This window comes from Microbulbifer celer (assembly GCF_020991125.1).
Lineage (GTDB): Bacteria > Pseudomonadota > Gammaproteobacteria > Pseudomonadales > Cellvibrionaceae > Microbulbifer > Microbulbifer celer.
The window spans coordinates 3,249,440-3,275,391 of sequence record NZ_CP087715.1 but is presented as its reverse complement, the minus strand read 5'-3'; the positions used below and the strand labels follow the sequence as shown (position 1 = coordinate 3,275,391).

The window sequence follows — 25,952 nt, the reverse complement described above, 5'->3', positions numbered from 1 at the left end:
AAGCGCGCGCTGGCTAAAGTTTTTTTTGGCATATGCTTAGTTCGGCGGAGTATTCATTCTTCTGCCCAGTAAATGCACAAGCCACTGAACTGCGCGCTGTGGATAATATTTTTCACTGCGGCTGCTAGTCTTTGCAGTGAATCGCTATCTGGAAACGGGGATTCCGCGGCCGTTAGAATACGCCGCAATAAATATCTCCCGAACGGGAACAGCTAACAGGAACAACAATGGGAAATAAAACGGCGCTGTACGATGCCCACGTCGCCATGGGCGGCAAAATGGTGGACTTTGGTGGCTGGGACATGCCACTGCACTACGGTTCACAGGTAGATGAACACCACAAGGTACGCCAGGGTGCGGGCATGTTTGACGTTTCCCACATGACCGTGGTGGATATCGAGGGCGACGGCGCCACCGAATACCTGCGCAAGCTGCTGGCCAATGATGTGAACAAGCTCGCCGGCGTACCCGGCAAGGCGCTCTACACCGGCATGCTGAACGAGCGTGGGGGTGTAGTGGACGACCTGATTGTCTATCTGCGGGACCCCGGTTACCGCGTGGTGGTCAACTGCGCCACCCGTGAGAAGGATCTGGCGTGGATGAACGCGCAGGCAAAAGACTTTGACGTCACCCTCACCGAACGCCCGAACCTGGCCATGGTCGCCATCCAGGGTCCGGAAGCCATCGATAAGGTGAAGGAAGTGCTGGGCATCGACTGGATTGCCGCTATTGACTCCCTCAAAGTGTTCCACAGCTTTGCCCGCGGCGACTGGTTTGTCGCCCGCACCGGCTATACCGGGGAAGACGGTCTGGAAATCATCCTCGCCAGCGAAGATGCCGAGGGCTTCTGGAAAGCGCTGGCGGAGGCCGGTGTGGCCCCCTGTGGCCTGGGCGCACGGGATACCCTGCGCCTGGAAGCGGGCATGAATCTGTACGGCCACGAAATGGACGACGAGACCTCCCCGCTGGAGGCCAATATGGCCTGGACCATCACCTGGGAGCCGGAGGAGCGCGACTTTATCGGCCGCAAGGCGCTGGAAGCCCACAAGGCCGCCGGTGTCGAGAATAAACTGGTGGGCCTGGTACTCGACGGCCGTGGCGTTCTGCGTGCCGGACAGACTGTAGTGGTGGACGGCACCGAAACCCGCGGTATCATCACCAGCGGCACATTCTCCCCCACCCTCGGTCAGTCCATTGCCATGGCACGGGTACCGAAGGCCGTGGGTGAGACCGCAGAGGTGGAAATCCGCAACAAGCGGGTACCGGTGCGGGTGGTAAAACCCAGTTTCGTACGCAACGGCAAGCCGCTGGTGTAACCGGCCTGCCACCGGCAATGATCGATCTGAATTTTGAATGCCGTTTTTGAATACTTTTTTGAAGATACTGTTTAATACTGTTTTTTGAGGGATACGCCATGAGCGAGATTCGCAGCGAACTGAAATACGCATCCAGCCATGAATGGGCGCGCCTGGAAGACGACGGCACCGTGACCATTGGCATCAGCGACCACGCACAGGATGCGCTGGGCGATGTGGTTTTCGTAGAAACACCGGAAGTGGGTACCACCCTGTCTGCCGGCGACGAAGCGGGTGTGGTGGAGTCCGTGAAGGCCGCCAGCGACATCTACGCACCGATCTCCGGTGAGGTGGTTGCGGTGAACGAGGCCCTGGAAGACGAGCCGGAAACCGTGAACTCCAGCCCCTACGACGACGGCTGGTTCTTCCGTGTGAAGCCCAGTGACGAGAGCGAGCTGGACAAGTTGCTGGACGCCGATGCCTACCGTGCTGAGGCCGAAGAGGACTGATTCGGTCCTTTTGCCAGCACGATCGAAGCGCCGGGCCCTGTTGTCCGGCGTTTTTGTCTGTGCTGCGTGTGAACTGCAGCAGATCGCACCGCTGGCGACACCGGGGACAGGCACTTGCCCGTCCGAGAATTGATTTGTACACTTGCTCGCCGGAATACAGGGAAGCAACTCGACCTTTCGTCGACTCTGCGAATTTGCGAGATTCTGAAATTGCACTGCACTGCCCACCACATCAACAGCTGGCGATGGCGCCACTGATCCGCTAGAGCCTGATGGCCATTCCCGGTCACACGGGCGCCTTTCCCGCGGGTAGGATTCCACTGATACCACCAGAAGGTGGCCGAATCTGCCCGAAACAGAACAAAGCATTTCGACGATATTGCACAGACACGGAGTCGCCATGACCCCCAGTGAATACACCCAGCTTGCGTCTGCAGGATACAACCGCATACCCCTGGTACGCCGCGTACTCGCGGATATTGAGACCCCGCTGACCACCTACATGAAGCTCGCCGCCCGCGACGGTGGCCGCTACAGCTACCTGTTTGAGTCGGTTCAGGGGGGCGAGAAGTGGGGGCGCTATTCCATTATCGGCCTGCCGGCGCGCACGGTATTGCGGGCGCGGGAGCACGAGGTGACCATCGAGCGCGATGGCAAGGTGGTGGAACAGCGTCAGGTGGAAGATCCACTGGCGTTCGTGGAGGAATTTCAGGGCCGCTACAAGGTGCCGGAACTGGAAGGCCTGCCCCGTTTCAACGGTGGCCTGGTGGGCTACTTCGGCTACGATGTGGTGCGCTATATCGAGCCCAAGCTGGCCCACAGCTGCCCGCCGGATAATATCGGCAACCCCGACATCTTGCTGATGGTCAGTGATGAAGTGGTGGTGTTCGACAATCTGGCCGGCGCGGTGATCTTTATCGTGCACGCGGACCCGGCGGATGAAAATGCTTATGCAGCGGCCCAGCGTCGCCTGGACGAGCTGGTGGGCCAGCTGGCACAACCGCTGGCCGCGGTCGATCCACTGGGGATCGACGGCGATCACACCGCCGAGGAACACTTTACCTCCCACTTCGGTGAAGAAGCCTTCAAGCAGGGCGTGCACAAGGTGAAGGAATACATCCTCGCCGGCGATGTCATGCAGGTGGTGCCATCGCAGCGTTTATCAGCTCCGTTCTCCGCACCGCCTTTGAACCTGTACCGCGCGTTGCGCAGCCTCAACCCATCCCCATATATGTATTTCCTGGATCTCGGTGATCACCAGGTGGTGGGCTCCAGCCCGGAGATTCTGGTGCATCTGGAAGACGGTGATATGACCGTGCGCCCGATTGCCGGTACCCGCCACCGCGGCGCCACCGAGGAACAGGATCGCGAGCTGGAGCAGGATCTGTTGGCGGACCCGAAGGAGATCGCCGAGCACCTGATGCTGATCGACCTCGGCCGCAACGACGTGGGCCGCGTGGCCCAGACCGGGTCCGTGCAGGTCACGGAAAAGATGGTGGTAGAGCGCTATTCCCACGTGATGCACATCGTGTCCAATGTCACCGGCCGGATCAAACCGGAGTTCACCGGTATCGACGCTCTGCGCGCGGCGCATCCGGCGGGCACTTTGTCTGGGGCGCCGAAGATTCGCGCAATGGAAATCATCGACGAGCTGGAACCGGAAAAGCGCGGGGTCTACGGTGGCGCCGTGGGCTACCTGGCCTGGAACGGCAATATGGATACCGCGATCGCGATCCGCACCGCGGTGATCAAGGATGAGAAAGTTTATGTGCAGGCCGGTGCCGGCCTGGTCGCGGACTCCGACCCGCAGTCGGAATGGGATGAAACCATGAACAAAGCGCGGGCACTGTTCCGCGCCGTGGCCATTGCAACAGGCCAATAACCTTTACCCAGTGCCATTGGAAGAAGTAATACCGATGAGTGAAATTTCAGTACCACAGAAGCGTAGTTTGTCCCAACAGTGCCGCCGTATTGTCGAGGCGCCTCTGTTCAATCAGATCATCATCGCACTGATTGCGATCAACGGTGTGGTGGTAGGGCTGGAAACCTCCACCTGGGTGCTGGAACGCTATAACGGGCTGCTGATGGGAATCAATCAGCTGATCCTGATTGCGTTCATGGTGGAGGCGGCGATCAAGATCACGGCCCAGGGCAACCGGCCCTGGCGCTACTTTGCCAGTGGCTGGAACTGCTTCGACTTCAGCATCATCGTGCTGAGCCTGGTTCCGGCGGCGGGGCCGCTGGCAACCCTGGCGCGGCTGGTGCGGGTGTTGCGGGTACTGCGACTGGTGTCGGCGTTCCCGGAGTTGCGCCTGCTGGTGGATACGCTGCTGCGCAGCCTGCCGAGCATGTTCCATATCAGCCTGCTGATGGGGATCATTTTTTACATATACGGGGTGGCCGGTTATTTCCTGTTCCACGAAATCGACCCCACCCACTGGCGCACACTGCCTATCGCATTGTTGAGCCTGTTCCGCATCGTCACGTTCGAGGACTGGACGGACATCATGTACACGGCGATGGAGACCATGCCTTATGCCTGGATTTATTTCCTGAGCTTTGTGGTGATGGGGGCGTTTGTGATGATCAACCTGTTTATCGGGGTGGTACTGAACAACCTGGAAGAGGCCAAGCTGCGCCGCCTCGATGAGCTCGCCATGCCGCCGAGCCAGACCGAAATTCTGCGCGAACTGCGCGCTACCCAGGCCTCTCTGGCACGTTTGCAGAAGCGGCTGGGAGACGAGATGGGCAATGAAAAGGGAACTGAATCATGATCCTGATGATCGACAACTACGATTCCTTCACCTGGAATATCGTGCAGTATCTCGCCGAGCTGGGTGCGGACGTGGTGGTGAAGCGCAACGATGAAATATCCGTTGCGGATATCGATAAGCTGAATCCGGAGAAGATCGTGATTTCCCCTGGCCCGTGCACCCCGAATGAGGCGGGCATTTCCATGGATACTATTCGTACCTACGCGGGACGAGTACCGATCCTGGGAATCTGCCTGGGGCACCAGAGTATCGGGCAGGTGTTCGGTGGCCGTGTGGTGCGCGCCGGCGAGGTGATGCACGGCAAGACGTCGCCGATCATTCACAACAACCTCGGGGTGTTTAGCGGGTTATCCAATCCGTTTGAGGCGACCCGCTATCATTCGCTGGTGGTGGAGAAGGGCAGTCTGCCGGATTGTCTGGAGGTCACTGCCTGGACAGAGACCGAGAGTGGTGAGATCGATGAGATTATGGGGTTGCGTCACCGCGAACTGCCGGTGGAGGGGGTGCAGTTTCATCCCGAGTCGATTCTGACGCAGCACGGGCACGATATGTTGAAGAACTTTTTGGAATCTTGAGGGGGTTGGTTGGTGCTTCGTAGTTGGTCCGGTGGCGGCGCTGCTACCGGTATCCGTTTGCGAGACACGCCGTGAACCCATCCATGGGGGCTCTTCTAAAACGTCCCTGTTTTAGAAGGTCTCGCAAACGGATCCCGGCATCAGCGCCTTCGCGTTGAGCATCGGTGAGCTTGCGAACCCCCGGGTGCAAATACTTAGGGAAGGGGACAGAACAATGAATATCCAGCAGGCGATCGCCAAACTGGTGGACGGGGATCATCTCACCCGCGAAGAAATGCGCGGGGCCATGAGCCAGGTGATGCAGGGAGAGGCGGACGATGCGCAGATCGGTGCATTGCTGGTTGCCCTGCGCATGGCGGGGGAGTCCGTTGAGGAGATCACCGGTGCTGTGGAGGTGATGCGGGAACTGGCCACCAAGGTGGAAATCGATCTCACCAATGCGGTGGATATCGTCGGTACCGGTGGTGATGGCGCCAACCTGTTTAATGTGTCCAGTGCATCGAGTTTTGTCGCCGCCGCAGCCGGCGCGCGGGTTGCCAAGCACGGCAACCGTTCGGTTTCGTCGTCTTCCGGTGCTGCGGATCTGCTCGAGAAAGCCGGTATTTATCTGCCGCTGACACCAGAGCAGGTGGGCCGTTGTATCGATGGCGTGGGGGTGGGCTTTATGTTTGCGCCCAGCTATCACAGCGCCATGCGCCACGCGATCGGCGCGCGCAAGTCCCTGGGGCTGCGCACCATCTTTAACCTGCTGGGGCCACTGACCAATCCCGCGGGTGTGAAGCGTCAGGTGATCGGGGTTTATGACCCGCACTATACCCGCATGCTGGCGGAAGTATTACAGCAGCTGGGCTCTGAGCATGTACTGGTACTGCACAGTGATGATGGTCTGGATGAGATCAGTATTGCGGCGGAGACGCGCGGCTGGGAGCTGAAAAACGGTGAGCTGAAAAAAGTCACCATCAGCCCGGAAGATTTCGGCATCGAGCGCCAGACCCTGGACGGCCTGTGTGTGGAGGGCTCTGAAGCGTCCCTCAACCTGATCCGCGATGCCCTGGGCAAGCGCGAGACGGACGCCGGCAACAAGGCAGCTGATATCATCGCCATGAATGCCGGCATGGCCATCTACGTGAGTGGGGTCGCCGCGAGCCAGGTCGAGGGTGTGAGCATGGCGCAGGACGCCATCTACAGCGGCCTCGCCGGAGAAAAGATTAACGAGCTGGCCGCTTTTACCAGCGCCTTCAGAGAGTGAAGTCATGAATACGCCAACGATTCTGAAAACCATCGTCGAGCGCAAATGGGAAGAGGTGGCCGAGCGCAAGCAGACGGTGTCGCTGGACGAGATTCAACGGCGCGCGCTCAAGCAGCCGCCCTGTCGCGGTTTTGTGCAGGCGATGGAAAATAAAATCGCTGCCGGCGAAGCGGCGGTGATTGCGGAGATCAAAAAGGCCTCGCCGAGCAAAGGCGTGATTCGCGAGGATTTTATTCCCGCGGAAATCGCCACCAGCTATGAAAAGGGCGGTGCTGCCTGCCTGTCGGTGCTGACCGATGTGGATTACTTCCAGGGTGCCGACGAGTATCTGCAACAGGCCCGCGATGCGGTGCGCCTGCCGGTGATCCGCAAGGACTTTATTGTCGATCCCTATCAGGTGTATGAGGCGCGCGCCATTGGTGCCGACTGCATTCTGCTGATCGCCGCGTGTCTGGACGACCAGCAGCTCACCAGCCTCAACGATCTGGCCCAGGAGCTGGGCCTGGACGTGCTGGTGGAAGTGCATGATCGCGAAGAGCTGGAGCGCGCTTTGAAGCTGCCCAATCGTTTGATTGGTATCAACAACCGGAACCTGCATACCTTTGAAGTGCAGCTGGAAACCACGTTCAAACTGCTGGACCTGATTCCGGACGACCGCATTGTGGTGACCGAAAGCGGTATCCACACCACTGACGATATCGCGGCCATGCGCGGCCACAATGTCGATGCCTTTCTGGTGGGCGAGGCATTTATGCGCGAGCCCGAGCCGGGACGGCGCCTGATGGAACTGTTTAACTGACAGGAATGGTGGATGCACTGCCGAGAGATAAAAAAACCGGGAAAATTCCCGGTTTTTTTATCGCTGATTAAAGCCCCAGATGCTCCGCGTGAAAACGCAGATGCTCACCAATAAAACTGGCGATGAAGTAATAACTGTGGTCGTACCCCTCATGGCGTCGCAGCTGTAGCGGATAGTCGCTGGCCGCGGCCGCCGCGGCCAGCGCCTCCGGTTTCAGTTGCTCGGCGAGGAAGTTGTCCGCCTCGCCCTGATCGACGAGCGCCGGCAGCTTGCCGGTGGTGTGACGCATCAGCAGGCTCGCATCGTACTCGGCCCAGTCTGCACCGTTTTCGCCCAGGTAGGCGGTGAAGGCCTTCTGCCCCCAGGGGCAGTTTACCGGGTTGGCAATCGGGCTGAACGCGGATACCGACTGGAACCGCTCGGGGTTGCGCAGTGCCAGTACCAGCGCGCCGTGACCACCCATGGAGTGGCCGCTGATCGCGCGTTTGTCGCTGACCGGAAACAGCGCTTCCACCAGCGCCGGAAGCTCTTCGAGCACATAGTCGTACATGTGGTAGTGGCGGCTCCAGGGATCCTGCGTCGCGTTGACGTAGAAGCCCGCCCCCTGGCCCAGGTCGTAGCCCTCAACGTCGGCCACTGCGTCACCGCGCGGGCTGGTATCCGGAGCCACAATGGCGATACCGAGTTCGGCGGCAACCTGCTGGGCACCAGCTTTCTGCATGAAATTCTCGTCAGTGCAGGTGAGGCCGGACAGCCAGTAAAGTACCGGCACCTGCTCGCCACCCGCCGCCTGAGGCGGCAGGTAGATGGCGAAGCGCATATCGCAGTTGAGGACTTCGGAGCGGTGGCGGTACTGCTTGTGCCAGCCGCCGAAGCTTTTGTTACTGCTCAGGTTTTCAATGGTCATTACAGGCTCCGATCATTGGTCGAAGTGGATCACGGAGCGGATACTCTCGCCACGGTGCATCAGGTCAAACGCTTCGTTAATGGCATCCAGACCCATGGTGTGGGTGATGAAATCATTCAGTTTGAACTCGCCGGCCAGGTAGCGTTCCACATAATCCGGCAGTTCGGAGCGTCCCTTGACGCCGCCGAATGCGGTGCCTTTCCAGACCCGGCCGGTAACCAGCTGGAATGGACGGGTGGAGATCTCCTGGCCGGCGCCGGCGACCCCGATGATCACAGATTCTCCCCAACCCTTGTGGCAGCACTCCAGTGCGGAACGCATCACGTCTACATTGCCGATGCATTCGAAGGAATAGTCCACACCGCCGTCGGTCAGTTCGACAATCACTTCCTGAATCGGCTTGTCGTAGTGCTTCGGATTGATGCAATCGGTCGCGCCCAGCTGACGGGCCAGGTCGAACTTGCTCTCGTTGATATCGATGGCGATGATACGTCCGGCCTTGGCCATGGTGGCGCCGATCACCGCGGACAGGCCGATACCACCGAGGCCGAAGATGGCCACGGTTGCGCCTTCTTCTACCTTGGCGGTGTTCATGACCGCGCCCATGCCGGTGGTGACACCACAACCCAGCAGGCAGACTTCTTCCAGCGGCGCGGTCTTGTTGACCTTGGCCAGAGAGATTTCCGGCAGCACGGTGTACTCGGAAAAGGTGGAGCATCCCATATAGTGGAAAATCGGCTCCCCGTCTTTGGAGAAGCGGCTCGTGCCGTCCGGCATCAGACCTTTGCCTTGGGTTTCGCGGATCTTGCCGCACAGGTTGGTTTTGCCGGATTTACAGAATTTACATTCGCCACACTCGGGGGTGTAGAGGGGGATCACGTGGTCGCCCACTGCCAGGCTGGTTACGCCTTCGCCCACGGACTCGACGATACCGCCGCCCTCATGGCCCAGGATTGCCGGGAAGTTACCCTCCGGGTCGTCACCGGACAGGGTGAACGCATCGGTGTGGCAGACGCCGGAAGCGATCACGCGGATACGCACTTCACCGGCCTGTGGTGGCATGACATCCACCTCTTCAATGGACAGCGGTTGGCCCGGGCCCCAGGCCACGGCAGCTCTGGATTTGATGGTCTCGGTCATGGCGGACTCCTGATATTTGTTCGGGGTGGCGGCCTGCCACCAGATTGGGCACAGTCTATCTGTTTCTATACAGTTTATAATCGCAACAATATGAAAATTATTTTTTCATATTTGTAACAATCAGCATTTGCGGGGTGGTTGGGGAGTGAGTGTAGGTAACTGGGAAGGCGTGAGCGAGTTTGCGGCCGTGGCCGAGTCCGGCAGCTTTACCGGTGCGGCGCGCAAACTGGGGATCTCCACCGCCCAGGTCAGTCGCCAGGTGAGTGCGCTGGAGAGGCGGCTTTCCACCAAGCTGCTCTACCGTACCACCCGCAAGGTGTCGGTGACGGAAGTGGGGCAGATCTACTACCAGCACTGCCGCCAGGTACTGGACGGGCTGGCGGAAGCGGAGCGTGCGGTGACCGACCTGCAACAGGTGCCCCGGGGCCGGTTGCGGCTGACGGCCCCGGTTACCTACGGTGAGACCACACTGGCACCGCTGATAAATGATTTTGCGCTGCGCTATCCGGAACTGCAGGTGGAGATGGAACTCACTAATCAGAAGCTGGATCTGGTCGCGGAGGGCTACGACCTCGCCATCCGCCTGGGCAGGCTCAGCGATTCCAGCATGATGGCGCGCAGGTTGGGGACGCGCACCCTGTATGTCTGCGCGGCCCCGCAATACCTGTCTTCCCACGGCGAGCCCCACAGCCTGTCGGAGCTGGCGCAGCACAATTGCCTGCAGGGTACCCTGGATTACTGGCGCTTCCGCGAGCAGGGGCGCGCACGGAACATCCGCGTCAGTGGCAGTATCCGCTGCAACAGCGGACGCGCGCTGGTGGATGCGGCACTGAAGGGGATCGGCATTGTGCAATTGCCGGATTATTACGTGGACGAGGACCTGCAGGCTGGGCGACTGGTTTCTCTGCTGGCGCACTACCGGGAAGAGGATGACGGCATCTGGGGTGTCTACCCCCACAACCGCCATCTGTCCCCCAAGGTGAGTATGTTGCTGGACTATCTTGGCGCATCTATTGGGCAGTAAATGGTGCGGGGGGGCGGCATGGAAGGTGGCGGGTTTCCTCGTCCCGCGCGAGCCCCGCTGACAGCCGCCACTTCAATCGACCCGGGTCCACGTTTGTTGTCATTCTCCAGATTAAAGAAAACATCTAAACCCAGCAGGGAAAAGGGTCTGGCAAAGTTCGCCAGACCATTTCTCCTGCGTCCATTTCGTCATCGTTCAGCAGGCAGGCATCAAGCTGAGTCCGCAGCCACTCCGGCGCCAGGTGCTGGCCGATGAATACCAACTCCTGGCGTCGATCCCCAAACGGCTCTTGCCAGTGGTCGAGAATGTATTGTTGTTGCTCGGTATTTTCCGGCCACTGGTCCCGCGGCACCGCACTCCAGAAATAACCCGCAGCACCGTGCTGGGCAATGCCGCCTGCCTGGCTCCAGGCTCCGGCATATTCCGGGCGGCTGGCGAGCCAGAAAAAGCCCTTGGAGCGCAGCAGTTTTCCGCTCAGGTAGGGATCGTCGAAAAACTCGAACAGTCGTTGTGGGTGGAACGGGCGGCGCGCGCGGTAAGTGAAACTGTTGATACCGTACTCCTCGCTTTCCGGCACATGCTCGCCGCGCATTTCCTGCAGCCAGCCGGGGGCCCGCTCTGCCTGTTCGAAGTCGAACTTGCCCGTATTCAGTACTTTGTCGATAGGGATATTGCCTTTCACCATGGGTGCGATTTCCGCACGGGTATTGAGGCTGCGCAATACCGCTTTCAGCTCGGCCAGTTGCACCCGGTCGATCAGGTCAGCCTTGCTGATCAGCAAGATATCGCAGAACTCGACCTGGTCCACCAGCAGATCTGCCACGGTGCGTTCATCTTCCTCACCCAGGGATTCCCCGGTTTCATTCAGGGACAGCGCCTGACGGTAATCCTGCAGGAAATTCACACCGTCGACGACCGTGACCATAGTGTCGAGCCTGGCGAGTTCTGACAGGCTCCGACCATCCTCGTCGGCAAAGGTAAAGGTTTCTGCCACCGGCAGCGGTTCGGAAATCCCGGTGGATTCGATCACCAGACAGTCGAAGCGGCCTTCCTCTGCCAGACGCGCAACTTCCACCAGCAGGTCTTCCCGCAGCGTGCAGCAGATGCAGCCGTTGCTCATCTCTACCAGCTTTTCTTCGGTACGGTTCAAGTGAATTTCATTGTGTACCAGCCCCGCATCGATATTGACTTCACTCATATCGTTGACGATCACCGCGACGCGTAGATCGGCGCGGTTGTGGAGAATCTGGTTCAGCAGGGTGGTCTTGCCGGCGCCGAGAAAACCGGAAAGCACAGTGACGGGTAAGCGCTCTGGCATCGGGGGCTCCTTATGTGTCGATTTGTTTACCCATGAATCGAGCTGGCGAATCAACTTGATATGATGCACTGTATCATAATAGGATAATCGACAGCGATGCAATCATGAGATTCACCGGTGTGCCAACGGGAGCCCGTTGCGCAATCGAAACCGAATGGGAGTACTGATGAAAAAAGATACCTTGGGGATGCTGGTTTCCGGCCTGTGCCTGGTGCACTGTCTGGCCACGCCACTGGTGCTGGCTTTCGGTGGCCTGGGTATGCTGGGAGCGGCGCTGGAGAATGAGTGGATCCACCTGGCATTGCTGGTGCCCGTATTGCTGTTGGCGTTGAGCAGCTTCCCCATCGCCTGCCGCCAACATCGTCGTCCGGCGGTGATGACTTCCGGTTTTGCCGGAGTGGTGATATTGATACTTGCACTGGTGTTGGGGCTGGAAGGGCATTGGGAGCTGCTGGCCAGCACAGTTGGCGCCGGCTTACTGGTGTCCGCGCACTGGGTAAACCGACGATTATTGTGCGTAGCCTCTGTCGATCAAATAGCGAACAGGGGAACGAACACAGAGGGGAATGATGCGACCGTGCAAGATCGCTGTTTTCACTAGTGTGATAATCTGGCGCAGCTTGAAAGCATCGTGGTGACGCTGTTTTTAAGCTACCCCGACCTCTACAAGATCGCTGTGCTATGACTCGCTTCCGGGCGTCAGGGGGCTGCGCGCCCCACAGCGAGCTGCAACTGGCAAACGGCAACTGAAAGAACCTATGAAAGCATCCCAACTCAAACAGACTCTGGGCGCAGCAGAGCGGACCTGCCGCGACTCCGGCGTCCGCCTGACGGAGAAGCGCAAGCATATTCTGACCATATTGCTGCGCTCGAAAACACCGCTATCCGCATACGAGATTGCCGACCAGTACAGTCGGGTGCACGAAGAGTCCATCCCGGCCATGTCCGTGTACCGGATGCTGGACTTCCTGGTGGAGGAAAATCTGGCGCACAAGCTCAATTCGGAAAACAAATACCTCGCCTGCGGTCATATTGCCTGTGACCACAGCCACCAGACGCCACAGTTCCTGATCTGCAGCCGCTGCCACAAGGTGCGCGAAATTGGCATTAAACCGGAAGTGATCGCCGCCCTGCGCGATACGGTCGAGGGCGCCGGCTACTATCTGCAAACCTCCCAGCTCGAACTGGACTGCCTGTGTGACGATTGCGGGCGGAGCGCGGCGTAGTGCCTGCAGGAGCACCGATCAGCAACGTCCCGGCCAATGTCATCACCGGTTTTCTGGGGGTGGGCAAGACCACGGCCATCCGGCACCTGTTGCAGAGTAAACCCCGCGACGAGCGCTGGGCGGTGCTGGTCAACGAGTTTGGTGAGGTGGGGGTTGATGGCGGCCTGTTCGGCGCCGAAAAAGATGGCGAAGTCTTTATCCGCGAGGTGCCCGGCGGCTGTATGTGTTGCGCGGCCGGTCTGCCTATGCAGGTGGCACTCAACCAACTGCTGGCCAGGGCCCGACCGCAGCGCCTGCTGATAGAGCCCACCGGACTCGGCCACCCGCGCGAAGTGCTGGCGGCGCTGGCGGACGCGGTGCGTGCCGGCGTTCTGGACCTGCGTGCCACCGTCACACTGGTGGATGCGCGCAGTCTCGAAGACGAGCGTTACCTGCGCAGTGAAACCTTCCAGCAGCAGCTGGCCGTGGCGGATATGGTGGTGGCGAACAAATCCGACCTCTACCGCCCTGGGGATCTGCAAAACTTACAGCGTTTTCTCGAATATAGTGGCAATGCAGCGGCGGCTTCCGTGCAAACCGTGGAGCAGGGGCGCATTGACTCGGACTGGCTGCAGGGCCCCAGCCGTTTCCGCGCCACTGCAGAACACGACGCCCAGCGGTTACCGCAGGCCCATTCCGCACACACACCAGCTTCGCCCGACGGCGAAGAACCCTGGCCGGCGTGTGGCTTCCATCGTCTGGAGAATAGTGGCGAGGGCTACCACAGTTGCGGTTGGCTGTTTGACCCGGCACTGACCTTCGATTACCAGCGGTTGTTCTCCCTGATCAGTGGCGCCGGAGCCGAACGCCTGAAAGGCGTGTTTATTACCGAGCGCGGTGTGTTTGGGTTCAACAAGGTCGACGCCGTATTGAGTGTTATGGAGCTGGACGACACCCTGGACAGTCGGGTCGAGGTAATCGACCGCACGCGCGGGGATTGGGACGCCATGGAGTCTGACTGGCTGAATACCCTGAGTTCCGATTGACGCAAGTGGTCTACCAGGTGTGGGCCGATGGGATGAAAGGTTGTTCTGGCGGGATAAACCACATGGCGCAGAATTCCCGGTCACGGTAGAGGTGATATATTGCCACATTGGTTGCTGGCGAAGGGGCTGTACAGGTGCCTTCTCTGGTAAAAAACAGTAACAAATAGCAAAGACCTACCGGAGAACGAAATGCGCAAATCTCTGCTCGCCGTAGCCGTCGTGGCGATCGCGGCCTGTTCCGAGCCGCCCCAGACCGGGTCGGAAAAATCCCTGCAGACCTCTGGAACCGAGAAGGCCCAGCCGACTGGGAGTTCCGCGACTGCAGATACCCAAGACAACCCCCTGCTGCGCCCGAGTTCCCTGCAATACCAGGCACCGGACTTCAGCCAGATCGAGGATGCGCATTTTGAGCCGGCCTTCGAGCAGGGCATGAGAGAACACCTGGAGGAAATCCAGGCCATCGTCAACAATCCGGAACCAGCCAGTTTCAACAACACCATCGTGGCAATGGAAGAGGCTGGATCCCTGCTGACCCGTGTATCGCGTGTATTCTTCAACCTGGTAGGCAGTGACAGCAATGAAGCGCGCCGGGCGCTGCAAAGCAAAATGGCGCCCAAGCTGGCGGCACACTCCGACAGTATTTACCTGAACGGGGATCTGTTTGCACGTGTGGAAGCACTCTATAACCAACGGGTTGAGGAAGAGCTGGATGCGGAGTCCGAGCGCCTGCTGGAAGAGTACTACGATAAGTTCGTCAAGGCGGGTGCCAAACTTTCCGAAGAGCAGAAGGTCACCCTGCGTGCATTGAACGAAGAACACTCCAAGCTCACCACAGAATTCAGCCAGAACCTGCTGAAGCTCAGCAAAGCCATCGCCGTGGTTGTGGATGATAAAGCGGAGCTGGATGGCCTGTCTGAAAACGAAGTCAAAGCGGCCGCCGAAGCTGCCGCCGACGCCGGTCACGAAGGCAAATATCTGATCAGCATCACCAATACCACCCGCCAGCCGGTGCTCACCTCATTGACCAATCGCGCACTGCGCCAACGCATCTGGGAAGCTTCCGCCAACCGCGGTACCTCCGGCGAGCTGGACAATCGCCCGCTGGTCAAACGCCTGGTACAGATCCGTGCACAGAAAGCCGGCCTGCTGGGTTACGACAACTGGGCCGAATACCAGCTGACCGGCACCATGGCGGAAAACTCGAAGAACGTCATGAGCATGCTCAATTCCATGGTGCCCGCGGTGGTGAAAAACACCAAGGCAGAGCAGGCTGATATCCAGGCCATGATCGAACGTGAAGGTGGTGATTTTGACGTGCAGCCCTGGGACTGGGCCTACTACGCGGAAAAGGTGCGCCAGGAAAAGTACGACCTGGATGAAAGCGAGGTGCGCGAGTACTTTGAATTCAACCGGGTGCTGAACGACGGCCTGTTCTACACCATGAACCGCCTGTACGGTATCACCTTCAAGCCCCGTAACGATCTGCCGGTATACCACCCGGATGTACAGGCGTTTGAACTGTTCGATCACGACGGCGAGAGCCTGGCGATTTTCTACGCGGACTATTTCGCCCGCGATGGAAAGCGCGGCGGTGCCTGGATGAGCTCCTTCGTCGGCCAGTCCGGTCTGCTGGAGCAGAAGCCGGTGGTGGTCAATGTAATGAACATCCCCAAAGGCCCGGAAGGTGAACCTACCCTGGTCAGCTTTGACCATGTCACCACCATGTTCCACGAGCTGGGGCACGGCCTGCATGGCATGCTGTCCAAGGTCCACTACCCGAGTCTGGCAGGTACCAACGTATCCCGCGACTTCGTCGAATTCCCGTCCACCTTCGAAGAGGACTGGGCGAGCCATCCCGAGGTTCTGGCGAACTACGCCTACCACTACAAGACCGGTGAAGCGATTCCTGAAGAGCTGCTGGAGAAAGTGCTGAAGGCGAAGAACTTCAATATGGGCTTCGATACGCTCGAATATATGTCCGCAGCACTGCTGGATATGGAGTGGCACTCGCTGCCCGCCGACGCACCGCAACAGGATGTGGAAAAGTTTGAAGCCCAAGCGCTGGCAAAACACGGTGTCGATCTGGCTGCGGTGCCGCCACGGTACAAGTCCACCTACTTCTCCCACTCCATCGGTGGCGGCTACTCTGCCGGCTACTACGCCTACATGTGGAGTGAAATTCTCGCCGCCGATGCCTTTGCCTATCTGCGCGATCGCGGTGGCCTGACCCGCAAGAATGGTGACTTGTATCGCAAGCACATCCTGGAAGTGGGCAACTCCCGCGCCCCCATGGAGTCTTACGTGAAGTTCCGTGGTAAAGAGCCGACCACCGACGCGATCCTGATCCGTCGCGGTCTCAAGCCGGACAGCGAGTAACCGCTGTTGGCCTGCACAGGGACGTGCAGGCCTAGCAGTCTGCTAGTAGTCCATGCGGACTTGATCAGAGATTCCTTAGAAGTATTTAACCCACCAAATATTGGTGGCGTGCTTGAAACGCGCAAACGCGCGGGTGGGGAAATACATCACCACCGTCAACACCGCGGCGATCAGCCAGATCCACACAATATGCTCGACACCAAACAGCGCACCCTGGTTGGGGCCCACTAACCAGATGACCACCTGATAGCAGATCAGCAGCACATACAGATGTGCGATATAGAAAAACATCGGTGCGGAGCCGAATACCTGCAGCGCGTCGAGAGCCCGGTTTGTGCGGCTTTCAAACGCGGTCAGTAGCAGAAACATGAGGCCCAGTGTCAGCAGCAGAAAATCCAGCGATGGCGGATATTTGGTGAAGTTTACAAACGACATCACTGTCTGCAGCGCGGTATTTCCGTGTTCCCAGGGCAGGGTTTCACCGTAGATATTGAAGCCGCGCAGTACCAGTAGCAATGCAAGGCTGCCGAGCCCCAGCGCCATCAACACTTTCCTGCGTGTCAGTGCGTCTACAGTGCGTGCATACAGCGGCCCGGCGAAATAGCCCAGTGCAATTACGCCAATCCAGGGCAGCAGTGGATAACTGATCTTGATGCGCAGCGCCTCGCTATCCAGTAGGTAACCGCGATCGTGCAGTATGGTCCAGAGACTGTAACCGAACTCCCCCGGCTGGAAGGTGATCGGTGTGAGCAGGTTGTGGCCGAATACGATTGCAAAACCGATAACACCAATCAGCCAGTAGGGCAGTTTCACCAGCAGCGACAACGCGATCATGCTGAGGCCGATCACCCAGATCACCTGCATCCAGAAGGTGCCGAAGCTGCCGGCCCAGGCAAAATTCACCAGGGTCACTTCCAGTACAATCAGGAACAGGCCGCGCTTGAACAGAAAACCGCTGGGAGAGCGCACGCCGCCGCGACTGGGGTGGGCGTACAGCCACGCCGACAAACCCGCCAGAAATATAAACGTGGGCGCGCAGATATGTGCTGACAGGCGGGTAAAAAACAACGCTGGCGATGTGGTATCCACATCCATTGGATCGGATACCTGCATATGCAGATAAAATCGTTCCCGCACATGGTCGATCAGCATTAACACAATCACCAGGCCGCGCATAATATCGATAGACGCGATCCGGTGTTTCGCCGTGGTACCCGTAGAAGATGGAATGGGTTCCGCCGTTTTCTGTGGTGTAGTATCAATGGTCATGTGCCTTAACTCCTCACTAAGTCCTGTTTCTCCTTAAAAGCTGTAGCGGATGCCCATGTTGTAAGTCCGCGGGGCACCGGGCATGGTCCACAGCTTGTGATAGGAGTTGGCGTAGTAACGTTCATCAAACAGGTTGTCGATATCTGCCATCAGTGTGATCCCGCCCGTCGGGGAGTAGGTAGCCGAGAGATTTACCAGTGTGTAAGCGGGTAGAACATAATCCGGATCGACGGTTTCACCGACGCGCTCATCAACGTAACGGACTCCCATTGCCGCTGAAGCCGGTGCGCCCTGCAACTCTAAGTCACGTGAAATCGACAGACTGGCGGTATGCTCCGGGATATTGAGCAGGCGGCTGCCGGCCGGGATTTCCACACCCCAGTCGATATTCACTGTGTCATTGCTGGTCTTGGCGTCTACGAATGCGTAGGAGAATACCGCATTGATGTCATCCGTGATTTTTGTTGCCAGATCCAATTCCACACCGGCACTTTCCGCTTGTCCCAATGCCGTAGAGAAGCCTGGATTGGTAGGGTCCACTGTCAGGACATTGGATTTCTCCGCCCGGAACAGCGCAAGGGTACCGGTTGTACGACCATCGTCTGTGACGAGTTTGACGCCTGTTTCGTAGGACTTGCTTTCTTCAGGCTCAAACGCGACACCGTAAAAGTCCGACCCTGTATTCGGGCGGAAGCCTTCGGCATAACTTGCGTACAGTGACCATTCTGCGGTTGCTTCGTACACCAGACCCGCACGCGGGCTGTTGGCCGTCTGCGACATGCTGCTGCGCAGTCTGTTCACTCTATCGTCGATACTCTGGTCGAAATCATCCAGGCGCATGCCGAGGAGTATCTTCCATTGTTCTGAGAAATCGATCTGATCCTGCAGGTAGACACCGCGAGAGCGTTGGATTTGCAGCTGGTTGATCTGCGGGACGGGTGTGGGGCGAACGCCGTCATATACGGGGTTTAAAAGGTTGATCGCGTAGGTGTCATCCCCGCCCCCCCAGTCCACACGCCAGCGCCCCAGGTTGAAGTCCAGCTCGAATTCATAGGCGTCGGCGCCTACCAGTAAGTGGTGCGTCAGCGGACCGGTATTGAAGGTGCCGCTCAATTCAAATCTACCGGACAGGTCTTCCGCAGCATAGTCGCGCGAGCGCCGCTGCCTGCTGAGGGTGGTGCCGTCTGTGTAAAGCAGCTGTCGTCCGTCAGAGAGTTCCGCATCCGCAGAAAAACTTGCCTGAGAGGAATCCCGGTAGCCGAGCCCCGCAGACAGTTGCCAGCCACTATTCAGGGTGTGCTGCATGACCAGCTGGTGTCCCAGTGCCTCGATTTCCGAGGCACCATTTTCAGGATCCCCGAGATACCGGGTGACCGGAACATCGGGAACCCCATCAACCACGACGATGCCGCGGTCAAACAATGCCTGCTGTTTAGTCGCTTCCAGTTCATAGCCGAGGGAGGTGGCGTCCGACAAATTGACCAGCACCGAAGGGGACAGCGCGTATTTTCGGGGATCGGTATTGCGATAGCCGTCGGCATGCTCGTAGGCACCGTTGATGCGGAAAGCAATGTTGTCCGAGAGGGCGTCGGTGTAATCGCCCTCGACGCGGTGACTGTCGAAGCTGCCCAGAGATGTCTGGATGTAGCCTGCACTTTCGAATTGTGGCTTCTTGGTCACCAGATTGATGGTGCCCCCGGGTTCACCGCGCCCATAGAGGGCGGAGCCCGGCCCCTTCATGATTTCGATACGCTCGATGTTGGAAATGTCTCGGCGACCACTGTAGCCGCGCCCGGCACTGAAGCCATTGACCAGATAGCCGCTGGGCATGGTTTCGTCACCGGCGAAGCCGCGGATGGCGAAAGTATCCTGGATCCCGCCTAGATCGTTCTGCCGGGCGATACTGGCTGACAAATCAAGAGCTGACTGGAGGTTGGTAATCTGATGTTGATCCAGCAGCTCTTCGGACAGTAGCTGGGTGGACTGTGGGAGTGATTGCAGCGGCACATCGCCGCGGTAAGGCTGTCGCTGGGAGACGACCACCACCTCCTCCATGACTTCCGGTGCGGTGTCTGCTGCTGCCGCGGTGGGGGCCAGTAGGGGCGTGGTTGCGACGGTAAGGCAGCGGATCAGCAGGGCTCTGTTGGAGGGCATAGGTTGGCTTCCGGATCGGTGAAAAGATTTGAATGATATAGCATATCTTTTTTGTAGCAAGCCTGAAGCGGGGGCGTGTCCGTTTTCCGATCCACTATCGAGCGCGAGGTGATTCCACGGGGGCGGGCGCATTGGGGAAAAAGCGCAAAAGCATAGAGGGCTCACTACTGGCAACATCGGTATATGCGCGGTAAAGGCGACTGATTTTTCGTACGTATTGCACGGGCTCAGCCCCGCGTACATAGCCGTAGCGGGCATTGGTGAAATACTGTGGCTCAGACAGTTTCAGCATGGCTACTTCGACATTGCCAAACCAGACGTCGGGGTTCAGGCCTAGTTGTTTAGCCAGCCTGCGAGCATCCAGCAGGTGGCCGTAGCCGGCATTATAGGATGCGAGAGTGAACCAGAGCTTTTCTACTGCCGGCAGGGTTGGTTCGAAGCGATCGCGCACCCAGTGCAGATACTTGACCCCGGCCTGAATATTACGATCCGGCTCAAACAATGGTGGCGGGAACCCCATTTCTTCCCCAGTGGCGGGCATTATCTGCATCAGGCCTTGCGCGCCAACGGGAGAGATCGCCTTGGGGTTGAAGTTGCTCTCCTGCCACATCTGCGCTACCACGAGTCGCCAGTCGAAGTTGTAGGCCAGCGACTGACTTTTTACCAGAGTGTCGTAGGGTGAAAGATCCTTGCCGGGGACTACGCGTGCCTGGACACTTTGTGTAAACCATTTGTTGGGCTCGAAGTAAGCGGCAATCTTTTTTTCGTAGTGCACGGACTTCCGATAGTCGACAATAAATTTATCCAGTTTTTTCAGCAGTTTCTGGTTCTGAGGCATCAGCATCCAGCCCTGGCGTCTTGGATCACTGACCAGGGTACCGGGTAGCAACTCCGGTTGCAGTGAGGCTGCCATCAGAATGTCATCCCTATCGATGATGGTGGCATCCAGCTCGCCGTCAGCGATCTTGTTGATGATTTCTGCAATGGACATTTCGGGCGGGGCAATCTCGACGGTGACGTCAATGCCGCTGTTTTTGAGCGCGCGGGCTGTGGCAATAAAGGGGGAGTACGCGCGCAAGGTCAGTGTGCGCCCGGCCAGATCCTGAATTTGTTTGATTTCTGGGTGCTGTCGGTTACTTACCACCTGTTCCGGTGTTTCCCGGTAAGAGGTGGTGAAAGCTATTCCCTGATCGATACGTTCCTGGGTAATGTTTTTGAGTGCACCGGCAAAATCGCCTTTTCCGGCTTTGAGCCAATCAATCAGGGATTCGTCGAAAGGGACAACGACAACCTGCAATTGCAGGTCGTGCTGATCGGCGAAGGCTTTGGCAAGATCGTAGTCAAATCCCATCAGTACACCTTTCCAGAGATAGTAGACTGACGGGCGGTTGTAGGTCAGAAAACGGATTACGCCGGACTTCTTGATTGACTGCCAGTCGACGATCTGATTTGTGGGGGCCTTCACCAGGTTTTTGGTGAGAAAGTTGTCGGTGGTTGTCAGTAAGAGTTGGGCGTTTTTTCGCACCGCCCAGGCAATATTTTCCCTGGGAGAAACATCGGCCCCGATACGTACATCTTCCCGGTAGCTAGACAGGTTTTCGGCGATGTAGTCATCCAGGATCGCGACCCGATTAGGTTTCTCTTCTATTAGATCCATTAGTGCATCGCGATCTTCATAGACTTTCGGCTGAAGAATACTCAGATTGGCCTGCGGGTATTCGGCGAGCATGCGCTTGGCGGTATCGACATAGATAGAGCCGGCCTGGGCAATCAGCTCGGCATTTTTCAGTTGCGCCGGATCACTGATATCCGGCCCATCCTTACTGGTGACCAGTTTCTGACGGGTCTGCATCAGGGGTACGGTGAAATCCACCAGTTCACGGCGGGCCGGCGTATCGGTCAGGGTATAGGCGGCCACATCCGCTTGGCCGGATTGCACCATCTCAAGTGCTTGACGGGGTGTTTCCGCCTGCAGCCAGATAGGCTCCAGCTTCAGCTTTGCTGCCAGTTTATTCGCGAGATCGATGCTGCGCAGGGTGACGATGCCCTCGCGGGGTAACAGCTCCTGATCCGGGCCGGTTAGATTAACAAAGCGGATGACACCGTGTTTCCTGATCTCTTTGAGGTCACCCGTCTCTATATAATTGGTAAAGGGAGCTGCCGTGCGTTCAGGGGTCTTGTTGGGAGCATCGCGCTTGTCGCAGGCTACCGCCAACAGAAGTAGTGCTAATGCGAGCAGCAATGCGCGACTCCGTGACTCAACAGCTCCATAACGTTTCCGCATGGATCTGTCCCTCAGGTTTCAACGGTAGAATTCTAGTGTCGCGCCCGGTGAGTCACAGGACGTTAGGCGCGGGCGCACCTGTACGCAGTAGCGGGTAGGATGTCCCGTCCTGAAATACGTTGACGGTTTTCAGGACAGGCCAATAAAAAAGGGCGACCTCATGGATCGCCCTTTCGCAGGATATTAACTGGCTATTGGCCGTCAGCGAGTGCCGTAGACCACCATTGTCTTACCTTTTACAGACACCAGACCTTGTTCTTCCAGGGTTTTCAGTACCCGGCCCACCATCTCTCGGGAGCAACCGACGATGCGGCCGATTTCCTGGCGGGTGATTTTGATCTGCATGCCTTCCGGGTGGGTCATGGCATCGGGCTCGTTGCACAGGTCGAGCAGGGTGCGGGCCACGCGGCCGGTCACATCGAGGAATGCGAGATCGCCTACCTTGCGGGTGGTGTTGCGCAGGCGGCCGGCCATCTGCGTGGCGAGGGCGAACAGGAATTCAGGGTGCTGACGGGTCAGCTCCTGAAACTTGCTGTAGGAGATCTCTGCCACTTCGCACTCGGTCTTGGTGCGCACCCAGGCACTGCGGGTGTCCTGGTCGAACAGACCCATCTCGCCGAAGAAGTCACCATCGTTCAGATAGGCGACGATCATTTCACGACCTTCGTCGTCTTCGATCAGTACCGTTACGGACCCGCGCATGATGAAGTAGAGGGACTCGCAACGGTCGCCGGCATAGATGATGGTGCTCTTCGCCGGATAGCGGCGGCGATGGCAATGAGCAAGAAAGTCTTCAATATTGCCAGTAGACAGGGTTTCTTCGGTAGCGACCGTCACGGATCTACTCCTTTTCTAGAATTTTAGTGCCTGATCCCGGGGTAAGAGAGCAATTATCCCGCTAAAAGACCTGAGCAAACAGGGGTCGAGCGCGGCAATACTTCGCAATGTGATCTGGGCCACTTTTTGCGAAAGGCTGGGACTGGATGTTGTTTATAGCGGTTGTCGACAGTGCTGACAACCGCCGTAAGTAAAGGCTTACTCGGGGTGTGACGTGAAGACTGTGGATTTGGTCACTTGATACGTGCGGAATAGCCCTCACCCTGTGATAAGCTTCCTCGCCGCGTGAATTTTGAAGGAGAGTGTTCCATGGCTGGCGTAATGCAGGGTCAGGTAACCTGGGTAAATGGTGTAACTTTTATTGGTGAATCCGGCAGCGGTAATTCCGTGGTGATGGAAGGGGGTCAGAAAAACAATGGCATCCGCCCGATGGAGATGATTCTGCTGGGGGTGGGCGGTTGTGCCTCTTACGACGTGGTCGGTATCCTCGAAAAGACCCGCCAGGATGTGGTGAGCTGCCATGTAGAACTGAAAGGTCATCGCCCGGATGCGGTGCCGGCGCCGTTCGAGAAGATCGAAATGGAGTTCGTGGTACGCGGACGGGATATCAAAGAGAAGCACGTGGCCAAGGCGGTTGAGCTGTCGGCAGAGAAGTACTGTTCTGCTTCCATCATGCTGGGCAAGGCCGGAGTTGAGATTGTGCACTCTTATCGGATTGAAGAGGTCTGATTCTGGGCTCCGTGGCCTTTGGGGCGGGAGCTCTGTTGTTCGTTCTGTGGCGATCTGGCCAGCGGTGGCAATTCGCTAGACACGAGCTAGGCGCTCCCCCTTAACCCATCCCTGGGGGCTCTTCTGCGAGGTCCCTCTCGCAGAAGGTCTAGCGAATCGCCCCCGCTGTCCGGACCTTCGCTTTTTGCAAAAGTACTTCGTAAGAGTCGGCGAACCTTCTTGCGAAGCGCAGTAGGTTGAATTGAAGCCAGAGTGCTGGGTGTAGGTTTTCGAAAGCGTCAGCGACAGGGACGTCGCTGACGCAGCGTACAGGGATGTATTCACAGGGGGGCGCCTAGCTCGGTTTCAAAACCCCATACCCAGTACTCTGGCGCCACCGTGCCAGCTACAGAGCAAAGTACCACCGAGCCAGCAGGCAAAAGAAAACCCCGAGCCTCGTATGAGAGTCGGGGTTTGGGTCTGGATAGGGGGGAGCTCTCCTAGACGCGATAACTGACCGAAGTCATCGCCTTCGATACTAGCGTCATCAGCCCTTTGACCGGACCCGGGAAGCGCGCCCCGCCGGCATCCAGTGCCGCGTGCTGGTGTTTGGCCTCATCCACCAGCATCTGCTCCACCACCGCACGGCTCTTCTCATCCTGTTCCGGCAGCTTCTGCAGGTGACTTTCCAGATGCTTGCACACCTGTTCCTCGGTCGCCGCCACAAAGCCCAGGCTGACCTTGTCACTCACTTTACCGGCGGCAGCGCCGATACCGAAAGACAGGCCGTACCACAGCGGATTCAGCAGGCTCGGGCGACTGTCCAGCTCCTGCAGGCGCTGTTCACACCACGCCAGATGATCAATTTCCTCATCCGCCGCATGCTCCATTTCCGAACGTACCTGCGGCAACTTCGCCGTCAGGGCCTGGCCCTGGTACAGTGCCTGCGCGCAGACCTCGCCGCTGTGGTTCACCCGCATCAACCCCGCTGCGTGGCGGCGCTCTTTATCGGACAGTTCCGCCTCATCCGCAGCCTTCGCCGGCGACGGGCGCTCGTGACACGGGGAGCCCGGGCTCAGGGTGCGCAGGGCGCGGTCCGCCTGCAGCAGCAGGCGGTCGAGTCCGGTCAGTTGGCGTTGGCTGCTCATCGGCATACTCCTCAAATGGTCCGTCGGGAGAAGGTCAATCAGGCCTCTTCCGATTGCTCCCGCTCTACCGCGCGGTAACCGATGTCCTTGCGGTAGAAAGCGCCTTCCCAGTAGATCTTGCGCGCGCATTCGTACGCGTTGGCTTTGGCTTCGGCAACGGTGTCACCCAGTGCGGTGGCGCAGAGTACGCGTCCGCCGCTGGTGACTACGCGCTCGCCGTCCAGGGCGGTACCGGCCTGGAAGACCTTGGCGTTTTCGCTGTCCGCGGTGTCGAGGCCGGAGATGGCGTCACCCTTGCGATAGCTGCCCGGGTAACCGTGGGCCGCGAGCACCACGCCCAGCGCGGGGCGCGGGTCCCATTCCACTTCCACCTGGTCCAGGCGCTTTTCTACGGCGGCCATGCACAGCTCTACCAGATCGGACTTGAGGCGCATCAGGATCGGCTGGGTTTCCGGGTCGCCGAAGCGGCAGTTGTACTCGATTACCTTGGGCGCGCCGTCTTCGCTGATCATCAGGCCGGCGTACAGGAATCCGGTGTAGGGCATGCCTTCGCTGGCGAGGCCTTTGACGGTGGGCTCGATGACTTCCTGCATGATGCGGTCGTTTACCGCGGGGGTCACCACCGGTGCCGGGGAGTAGGCGCCCATGCCGCCGGTGTTGGGGCCGGTGTCGCCGTCGCCGACGCGCTTGTGGTCCTGGCTGGTGGCCATGGGCAGGATATTTTCGCCGTCGACCATGACGATGAAGCTGGCTTCTTCGCCGGTGAGGAATTCTTCGATCACGACGCGGCAGCCGGCGTCGCCGAAGGCGTTGCCGGAGAGCATGTCGCGCACGGCCAGTTCGGCCTGTTCGATACTTTCGGCGACGATAACGCCTTTACCGGCGGCGAGGCCGTCGGCTTTGACGACGATGGGGGCACCTTTTTCGCGGATGTATGCCACGGCCGGTTCGACTTCGGTGAAGTTCTGGTAGTCGGCGGTGGGGATGGCGTGGCGCTCGAGGAAGTCTTTGGTGAAGGCTTTGGAGCCTTCAAGCTGGGCGGCGGCTTTGTCGGGGCCGAAGATGTTGTGGCCGCGGCTGTTGAAGAAGTCGACGATGCCGTCCACCAGCGGGGCTTCGGGGCCGACGATGGTGAGTTCGATGCCTTTTTCTTCGACGAGGTCGGACAGGGCGGAGAAGTTGTCGACGCCGATGTTGACGTTCTGGACTTTGGGTTCGCGGGCGGTGCCGGCGTTACCGGGTGCGACGAAGACGGTGTCTACGGCGGGGTTTTGAGCGGCCTTCCAGGCCAGTGCATGTTCGCGGCCACCAGAGCCGATTACCAGGATGTTCATT

The 25,952-nt window shown here is 58.6% G+C and carries 22 protein-coding genes; 13 read left to right on the top strand and 9 right to left on the bottom strand.

Features of this window, described 5'->3' with window-relative positions; all coding sequences use genetic code 11:
- Positions 1-227 precede the first annotated feature (227 nt).
- The 7 genes from gcvT (at position 228) to trpC (ending at position 7,201) form a co-directional block, all read left to right on the top strand.
- On the top strand, positions 228-1,316 hold the full coding sequence (gene gcvT, locus LPW13_RS13540) for a glycine cleavage system aminomethyltransferase GcvT (protein WP_230436149.1): 1,089 nt from the start codon (positions 228-230) through the stop codon (positions 1,314-1,316).
- A 98-nt stretch (positions 1,317-1,414) separates the two neighbouring features.
- Positions 1,415-1,804 carry a glycine cleavage system protein GcvH gene (gene gcvH / locus LPW13_RS13535; protein WP_230436147.1) on the top strand — a complete coding sequence of 130 codons (390 nt, stop codon included), beginning with the start codon at positions 1,415-1,417 and terminating at the stop codon, positions 1,802-1,804.
- Positions 1,805-2,204: 400 nt separating this feature from the next.
- Positions 2,205-3,686 (top strand): anthranilate synthase component I, encoded by a 1,482-nt coding sequence (gene trpE, locus LPW13_RS13530; protein WP_230436145.1) that lies wholly within the window; start codon positions 2,205-2,207, stop codon positions 3,684-3,686.
- Between the two features lie 34 nt (positions 3,687-3,720).
- Complete coding sequence (locus LPW13_RS13525; RefSeq protein WP_230436143.1) at positions 3,721-4,578, top strand: ion transporter; 858 nt, start codon at positions 3,721-3,723, stop codon at positions 4,576-4,578.
- The gene (locus tag LPW13_RS13520; RefSeq protein WP_230436141.1) at positions 4,575-5,153 is read left to right on the top strand and encodes an anthranilate synthase component II; all 579 of its coding nucleotides are present in this window, start codon (positions 4,575-4,577) and stop codon (positions 5,151-5,153) included. The genes LPW13_RS13525 and LPW13_RS13520 overlap by 4 nt, the downstream gene beginning before the upstream one ends.
- Positions 5,154-5,367: 214 nt before the next feature.
- Positions 5,368-6,402, top strand: a complete 1,035-nt coding sequence (trpD, locus tag LPW13_RS13515) for an anthranilate phosphoribosyltransferase (RefSeq protein ID WP_230436139.1) — start codon at positions 5,368-5,370, stop codon at positions 6,400-6,402.
- A 4-nt stretch (positions 6,403-6,406) separates the two neighbouring features.
- Entirely contained in the window at positions 6,407-7,201 is a 795-nt protein-coding gene (gene trpC / locus LPW13_RS13510; protein ID WP_230436137.1) for an indole-3-glycerol phosphate synthase TrpC, read from the top strand.
- Positions 7,202-7,268: 67 nt separating this feature from the next.
- Here the strand turns inward: trpC and fghA are convergent, their stop codons facing one another.
- Both fghA and LPW13_RS13500 read right to left on the bottom strand, forming a co-directional pair.
- Positions 7,269-8,108, bottom strand: coding sequence for an S-formylglutathione hydrolase (gene fghA, locus LPW13_RS13505; protein WP_277611056.1), 840 nt, complete (start codon positions 8,106-8,108; stop codon positions 7,269-7,271).
- 12 nt (positions 8,109-8,120) lie between these two features.
- A complete protein-coding gene (locus LPW13_RS13500) occupies positions 8,121-9,248 on the bottom strand; it encodes an S-(hydroxymethyl)glutathione dehydrogenase/class III alcohol dehydrogenase (RefSeq protein ID WP_230436135.1) in 1,128 nt (375 codons plus the stop codon).
- A gap of 145 nt (positions 9,249-9,393) precedes the next feature.
- Between LPW13_RS13500 and LPW13_RS13495 the strand changes: the two genes are divergently transcribed.
- Positions 9,394-10,272 carry a LysR substrate-binding domain-containing protein gene (locus tag LPW13_RS13495; protein WP_230436133.1) on the top strand — a complete coding sequence of 293 codons (879 nt, stop codon included), beginning with the start codon at positions 9,394-9,396 and terminating at the stop codon, positions 10,270-10,272.
- 124 nt (positions 10,273-10,396) lie between these two features.
- On the opposite strand, the gene zigA is transcribed toward LPW13_RS13495, so the two are convergent.
- Positions 10,397-11,590 (bottom strand): zinc metallochaperone GTPase ZigA, encoded by a 1,194-nt coding sequence (gene zigA / locus LPW13_RS13490; RefSeq protein ID WP_230436132.1) that lies wholly within the window; start codon positions 11,588-11,590, stop codon positions 10,397-10,399.
- 166 nt (positions 11,591-11,756) lie between these two features.
- Here zigA and LPW13_RS13485 point away from each other — a divergent pair, with 166 nt between their 5' ends.
- The 4 genes from LPW13_RS13485 (at position 11,757) to LPW13_RS13470 (ending at position 16,217) form a co-directional block, all read left to right on the top strand.
- Positions 11,757-12,191 (top strand): MerC domain-containing protein, encoded by a 435-nt coding sequence (locus tag LPW13_RS13485; protein ID WP_230436130.1) that lies wholly within the window; start codon positions 11,757-11,759, stop codon positions 12,189-12,191.
- Between the two features lie 157 nt (positions 12,192-12,348).
- On the top strand, positions 12,349-12,816 hold the full coding sequence (locus tag LPW13_RS13480) for a Fur family transcriptional regulator (RefSeq protein WP_230436128.1): 468 nt from the start codon (positions 12,349-12,351) through the stop codon (positions 12,814-12,816).
- Positions 12,816-13,841 carry a CobW family GTP-binding protein gene (locus LPW13_RS13475; RefSeq protein WP_230436127.1) on the top strand — a complete coding sequence of 342 codons (1,026 nt, stop codon included), beginning with the start codon at positions 12,816-12,818 and terminating at the stop codon, positions 13,839-13,841. The genes LPW13_RS13480 and LPW13_RS13475 overlap by 1 nt, the downstream gene beginning before the upstream one ends.
- 189 nt (positions 13,842-14,030) lie before the next feature.
- On the top strand, positions 14,031-16,217 hold the full coding sequence (locus LPW13_RS13470) for a M3 family metallopeptidase (RefSeq protein WP_230436125.1): 2,187 nt from the start codon (positions 14,031-14,033) through the stop codon (positions 16,215-16,217).
- A gap of 75 nt (positions 16,218-16,292) precedes the next feature.
- Here LPW13_RS13470 and LPW13_RS13465 read toward each other — a convergent pair whose 3' ends face one another.
- The 4 genes from LPW13_RS13465 to crp all read right to left on the bottom strand — a co-directional run bounded on the left by LPW13_RS13465 (position 16,293) and on the right by crp (position 22,761).
- Positions 16,293-17,486, bottom strand: a complete 1,194-nt coding sequence (locus tag LPW13_RS13465) for a DUF1624 domain-containing protein (protein WP_230436123.1) — start codon at positions 17,484-17,486, stop codon at positions 16,293-16,295.
- 33 nt (positions 17,487-17,519) lie between these two features.
- The gene (locus tag LPW13_RS13460; protein WP_230436122.1) at positions 17,520-19,640 is read right to left on the bottom strand and encodes a TonB-dependent siderophore receptor; all 2,121 of its coding nucleotides are present in this window, start codon (positions 19,638-19,640) and stop codon (positions 17,520-17,522) included.
- Positions 19,641-19,734: 94 nt separating this feature from the next.
- The gene (locus LPW13_RS13455) at positions 19,735-21,882 is read right to left on the bottom strand and encodes an MltF family protein (protein WP_230436121.1); all 2,148 of its coding nucleotides are present in this window, start codon (positions 21,880-21,882) and stop codon (positions 19,735-19,737) included.
- 243 nt (positions 21,883-22,125) lie between these two features.
- On the bottom strand, positions 22,126-22,761 hold the full coding sequence (crp, locus tag LPW13_RS13450) for a cAMP-activated global transcriptional regulator CRP (protein ID WP_230436120.1): 636 nt from the start codon (positions 22,759-22,761) through the stop codon (positions 22,126-22,128).
- 321 nt (positions 22,762-23,082) lie between these two features.
- On the opposite strand from crp, the gene LPW13_RS13445 reads away from it, so the two are divergent.
- A complete protein-coding gene (locus LPW13_RS13445) occupies positions 23,083-23,490 on the top strand; it encodes an OsmC family protein (protein WP_230439200.1) in 408 nt (135 codons plus the stop codon).
- Between the two features lie 479 nt (positions 23,491-23,969).
- Here LPW13_RS13445 and coq7 read toward each other — a convergent pair whose 3' ends face one another.
- A complete protein-coding gene (coq7, locus tag LPW13_RS13440) occupies positions 23,970-24,617 on the bottom strand; it encodes a 2-polyprenyl-3-methyl-6-methoxy-1,4-benzoquinone monooxygenase (RefSeq protein ID WP_230436119.1) in 648 nt (215 codons plus the stop codon).
- A 38-nt stretch (positions 24,618-24,655) separates the two neighbouring features.
- Positions 24,656-25,951, bottom strand: coding sequence for a phosphoribosylamine--glycine ligase (gene purD / locus LPW13_RS13435; protein ID WP_230436118.1), 1,296 nt, complete (start codon positions 25,949-25,951; stop codon positions 24,656-24,658).
- Position 25,952: the final 1 nt, after the last annotated feature.

What these genes read in the sequence shown, in the direction of transcription:
- gcvT (WP_230436149.1), top strand. Translation starts at nt 228, where the DNA reads ATGGGAAATAAAACGGCGCTGTACGATGCCCACGTCGCCATGGGCGGC.
- gcvH (WP_230436147.1), top strand. Translation starts at nt 1,415, where the DNA reads ATGAGCGAGATTCGCAGCGAACTGAAATACGCATCCAGCCATGAATGG.
- trpE (WP_230436145.1), top strand. Translation starts at nt 2,205, where the DNA reads ATGACCCCCAGTGAATACACCCAGCTTGCGTCTGCAGGATACAACCGC.
- LPW13_RS13525 (WP_230436143.1), top strand. Translation starts at nt 3,721, where the DNA reads ATGAGTGAAATTTCAGTACCACAGAAGCGTAGTTTGTCCCAACAGTGC.
- LPW13_RS13520 (WP_230436141.1), top strand. Translation starts at nt 4,575, where the DNA reads ATGATCCTGATGATCGACAACTACGATTCCTTCACCTGGAATATCGTG.
- trpD (WP_230436139.1), top strand. Translation starts at nt 5,368, where the DNA reads ATGAATATCCAGCAGGCGATCGCCAAACTGGTGGACGGGGATCATCTC.
- trpC (WP_230436137.1), top strand. Translation starts at nt 6,407, where the DNA reads ATGAATACGCCAACGATTCTGAAAACCATCGTCGAGCGCAAATGGGAA.
- fghA (WP_277611056.1), bottom strand. Translation starts at nt 8,108, where the DNA reads ATGACCATTGAAAACCTGAGCAGTAACAAAAGCTTCGGCGGCTGGCAC.
- LPW13_RS13500 (WP_230436135.1), bottom strand. Translation starts at nt 9,248, where the DNA reads ATGACCGAGACCATCAAATCCAGAGCTGCCGTGGCCTGGGGCCCGGGC.
- zigA (WP_230436132.1), bottom strand. Translation starts at nt 11,590, where the DNA reads ATGCCAGAGCGCTTACCCGTCACTGTGCTTTCCGGTTTTCTCGGCGCC.
- LPW13_RS13485 (WP_230436130.1), top strand. Translation starts at nt 11,757, where the DNA reads ATGAAAAAAGATACCTTGGGGATGCTGGTTTCCGGCCTGTGCCTGGTG.
- LPW13_RS13480 (WP_230436128.1), top strand. Translation starts at nt 12,349, where the DNA reads ATGAAAGCATCCCAACTCAAACAGACTCTGGGCGCAGCAGAGCGGACC.
- LPW13_RS13470 (WP_230436125.1), top strand. Translation starts at nt 14,031, where the DNA reads ATGCGCAAATCTCTGCTCGCCGTAGCCGTCGTGGCGATCGCGGCCTGT.
- LPW13_RS13465 (WP_230436123.1), bottom strand. Translation starts at nt 17,486, where the DNA reads ATGACCATTGATACTACACCACAGAAAACGGCGGAACCCATTCCATCT.
- LPW13_RS13460 (WP_230436122.1), bottom strand. Translation starts at nt 19,640, where the DNA reads ATGCCCTCCAACAGAGCCCTGCTGATCCGCTGCCTTACCGTCGCAACC.
- LPW13_RS13445 (WP_230439200.1), top strand. Translation starts at nt 23,083, where the DNA reads ATGCAGGGTCAGGTAACCTGGGTAAATGGTGTAACTTTTATTGGTGAA.
- coq7 (WP_230436119.1), bottom strand. Translation starts at nt 24,617, where the DNA reads ATGAGCAGCCAACGCCAACTGACCGGACTCGACCGCCTGCTGCTGCAG.
- purD (WP_230436118.1), bottom strand. Translation starts at nt 25,951, where the DNA reads ATGAACATCCTGGTAATCGGCTCTGGTGGCCGCGAACATGCACTGGCC.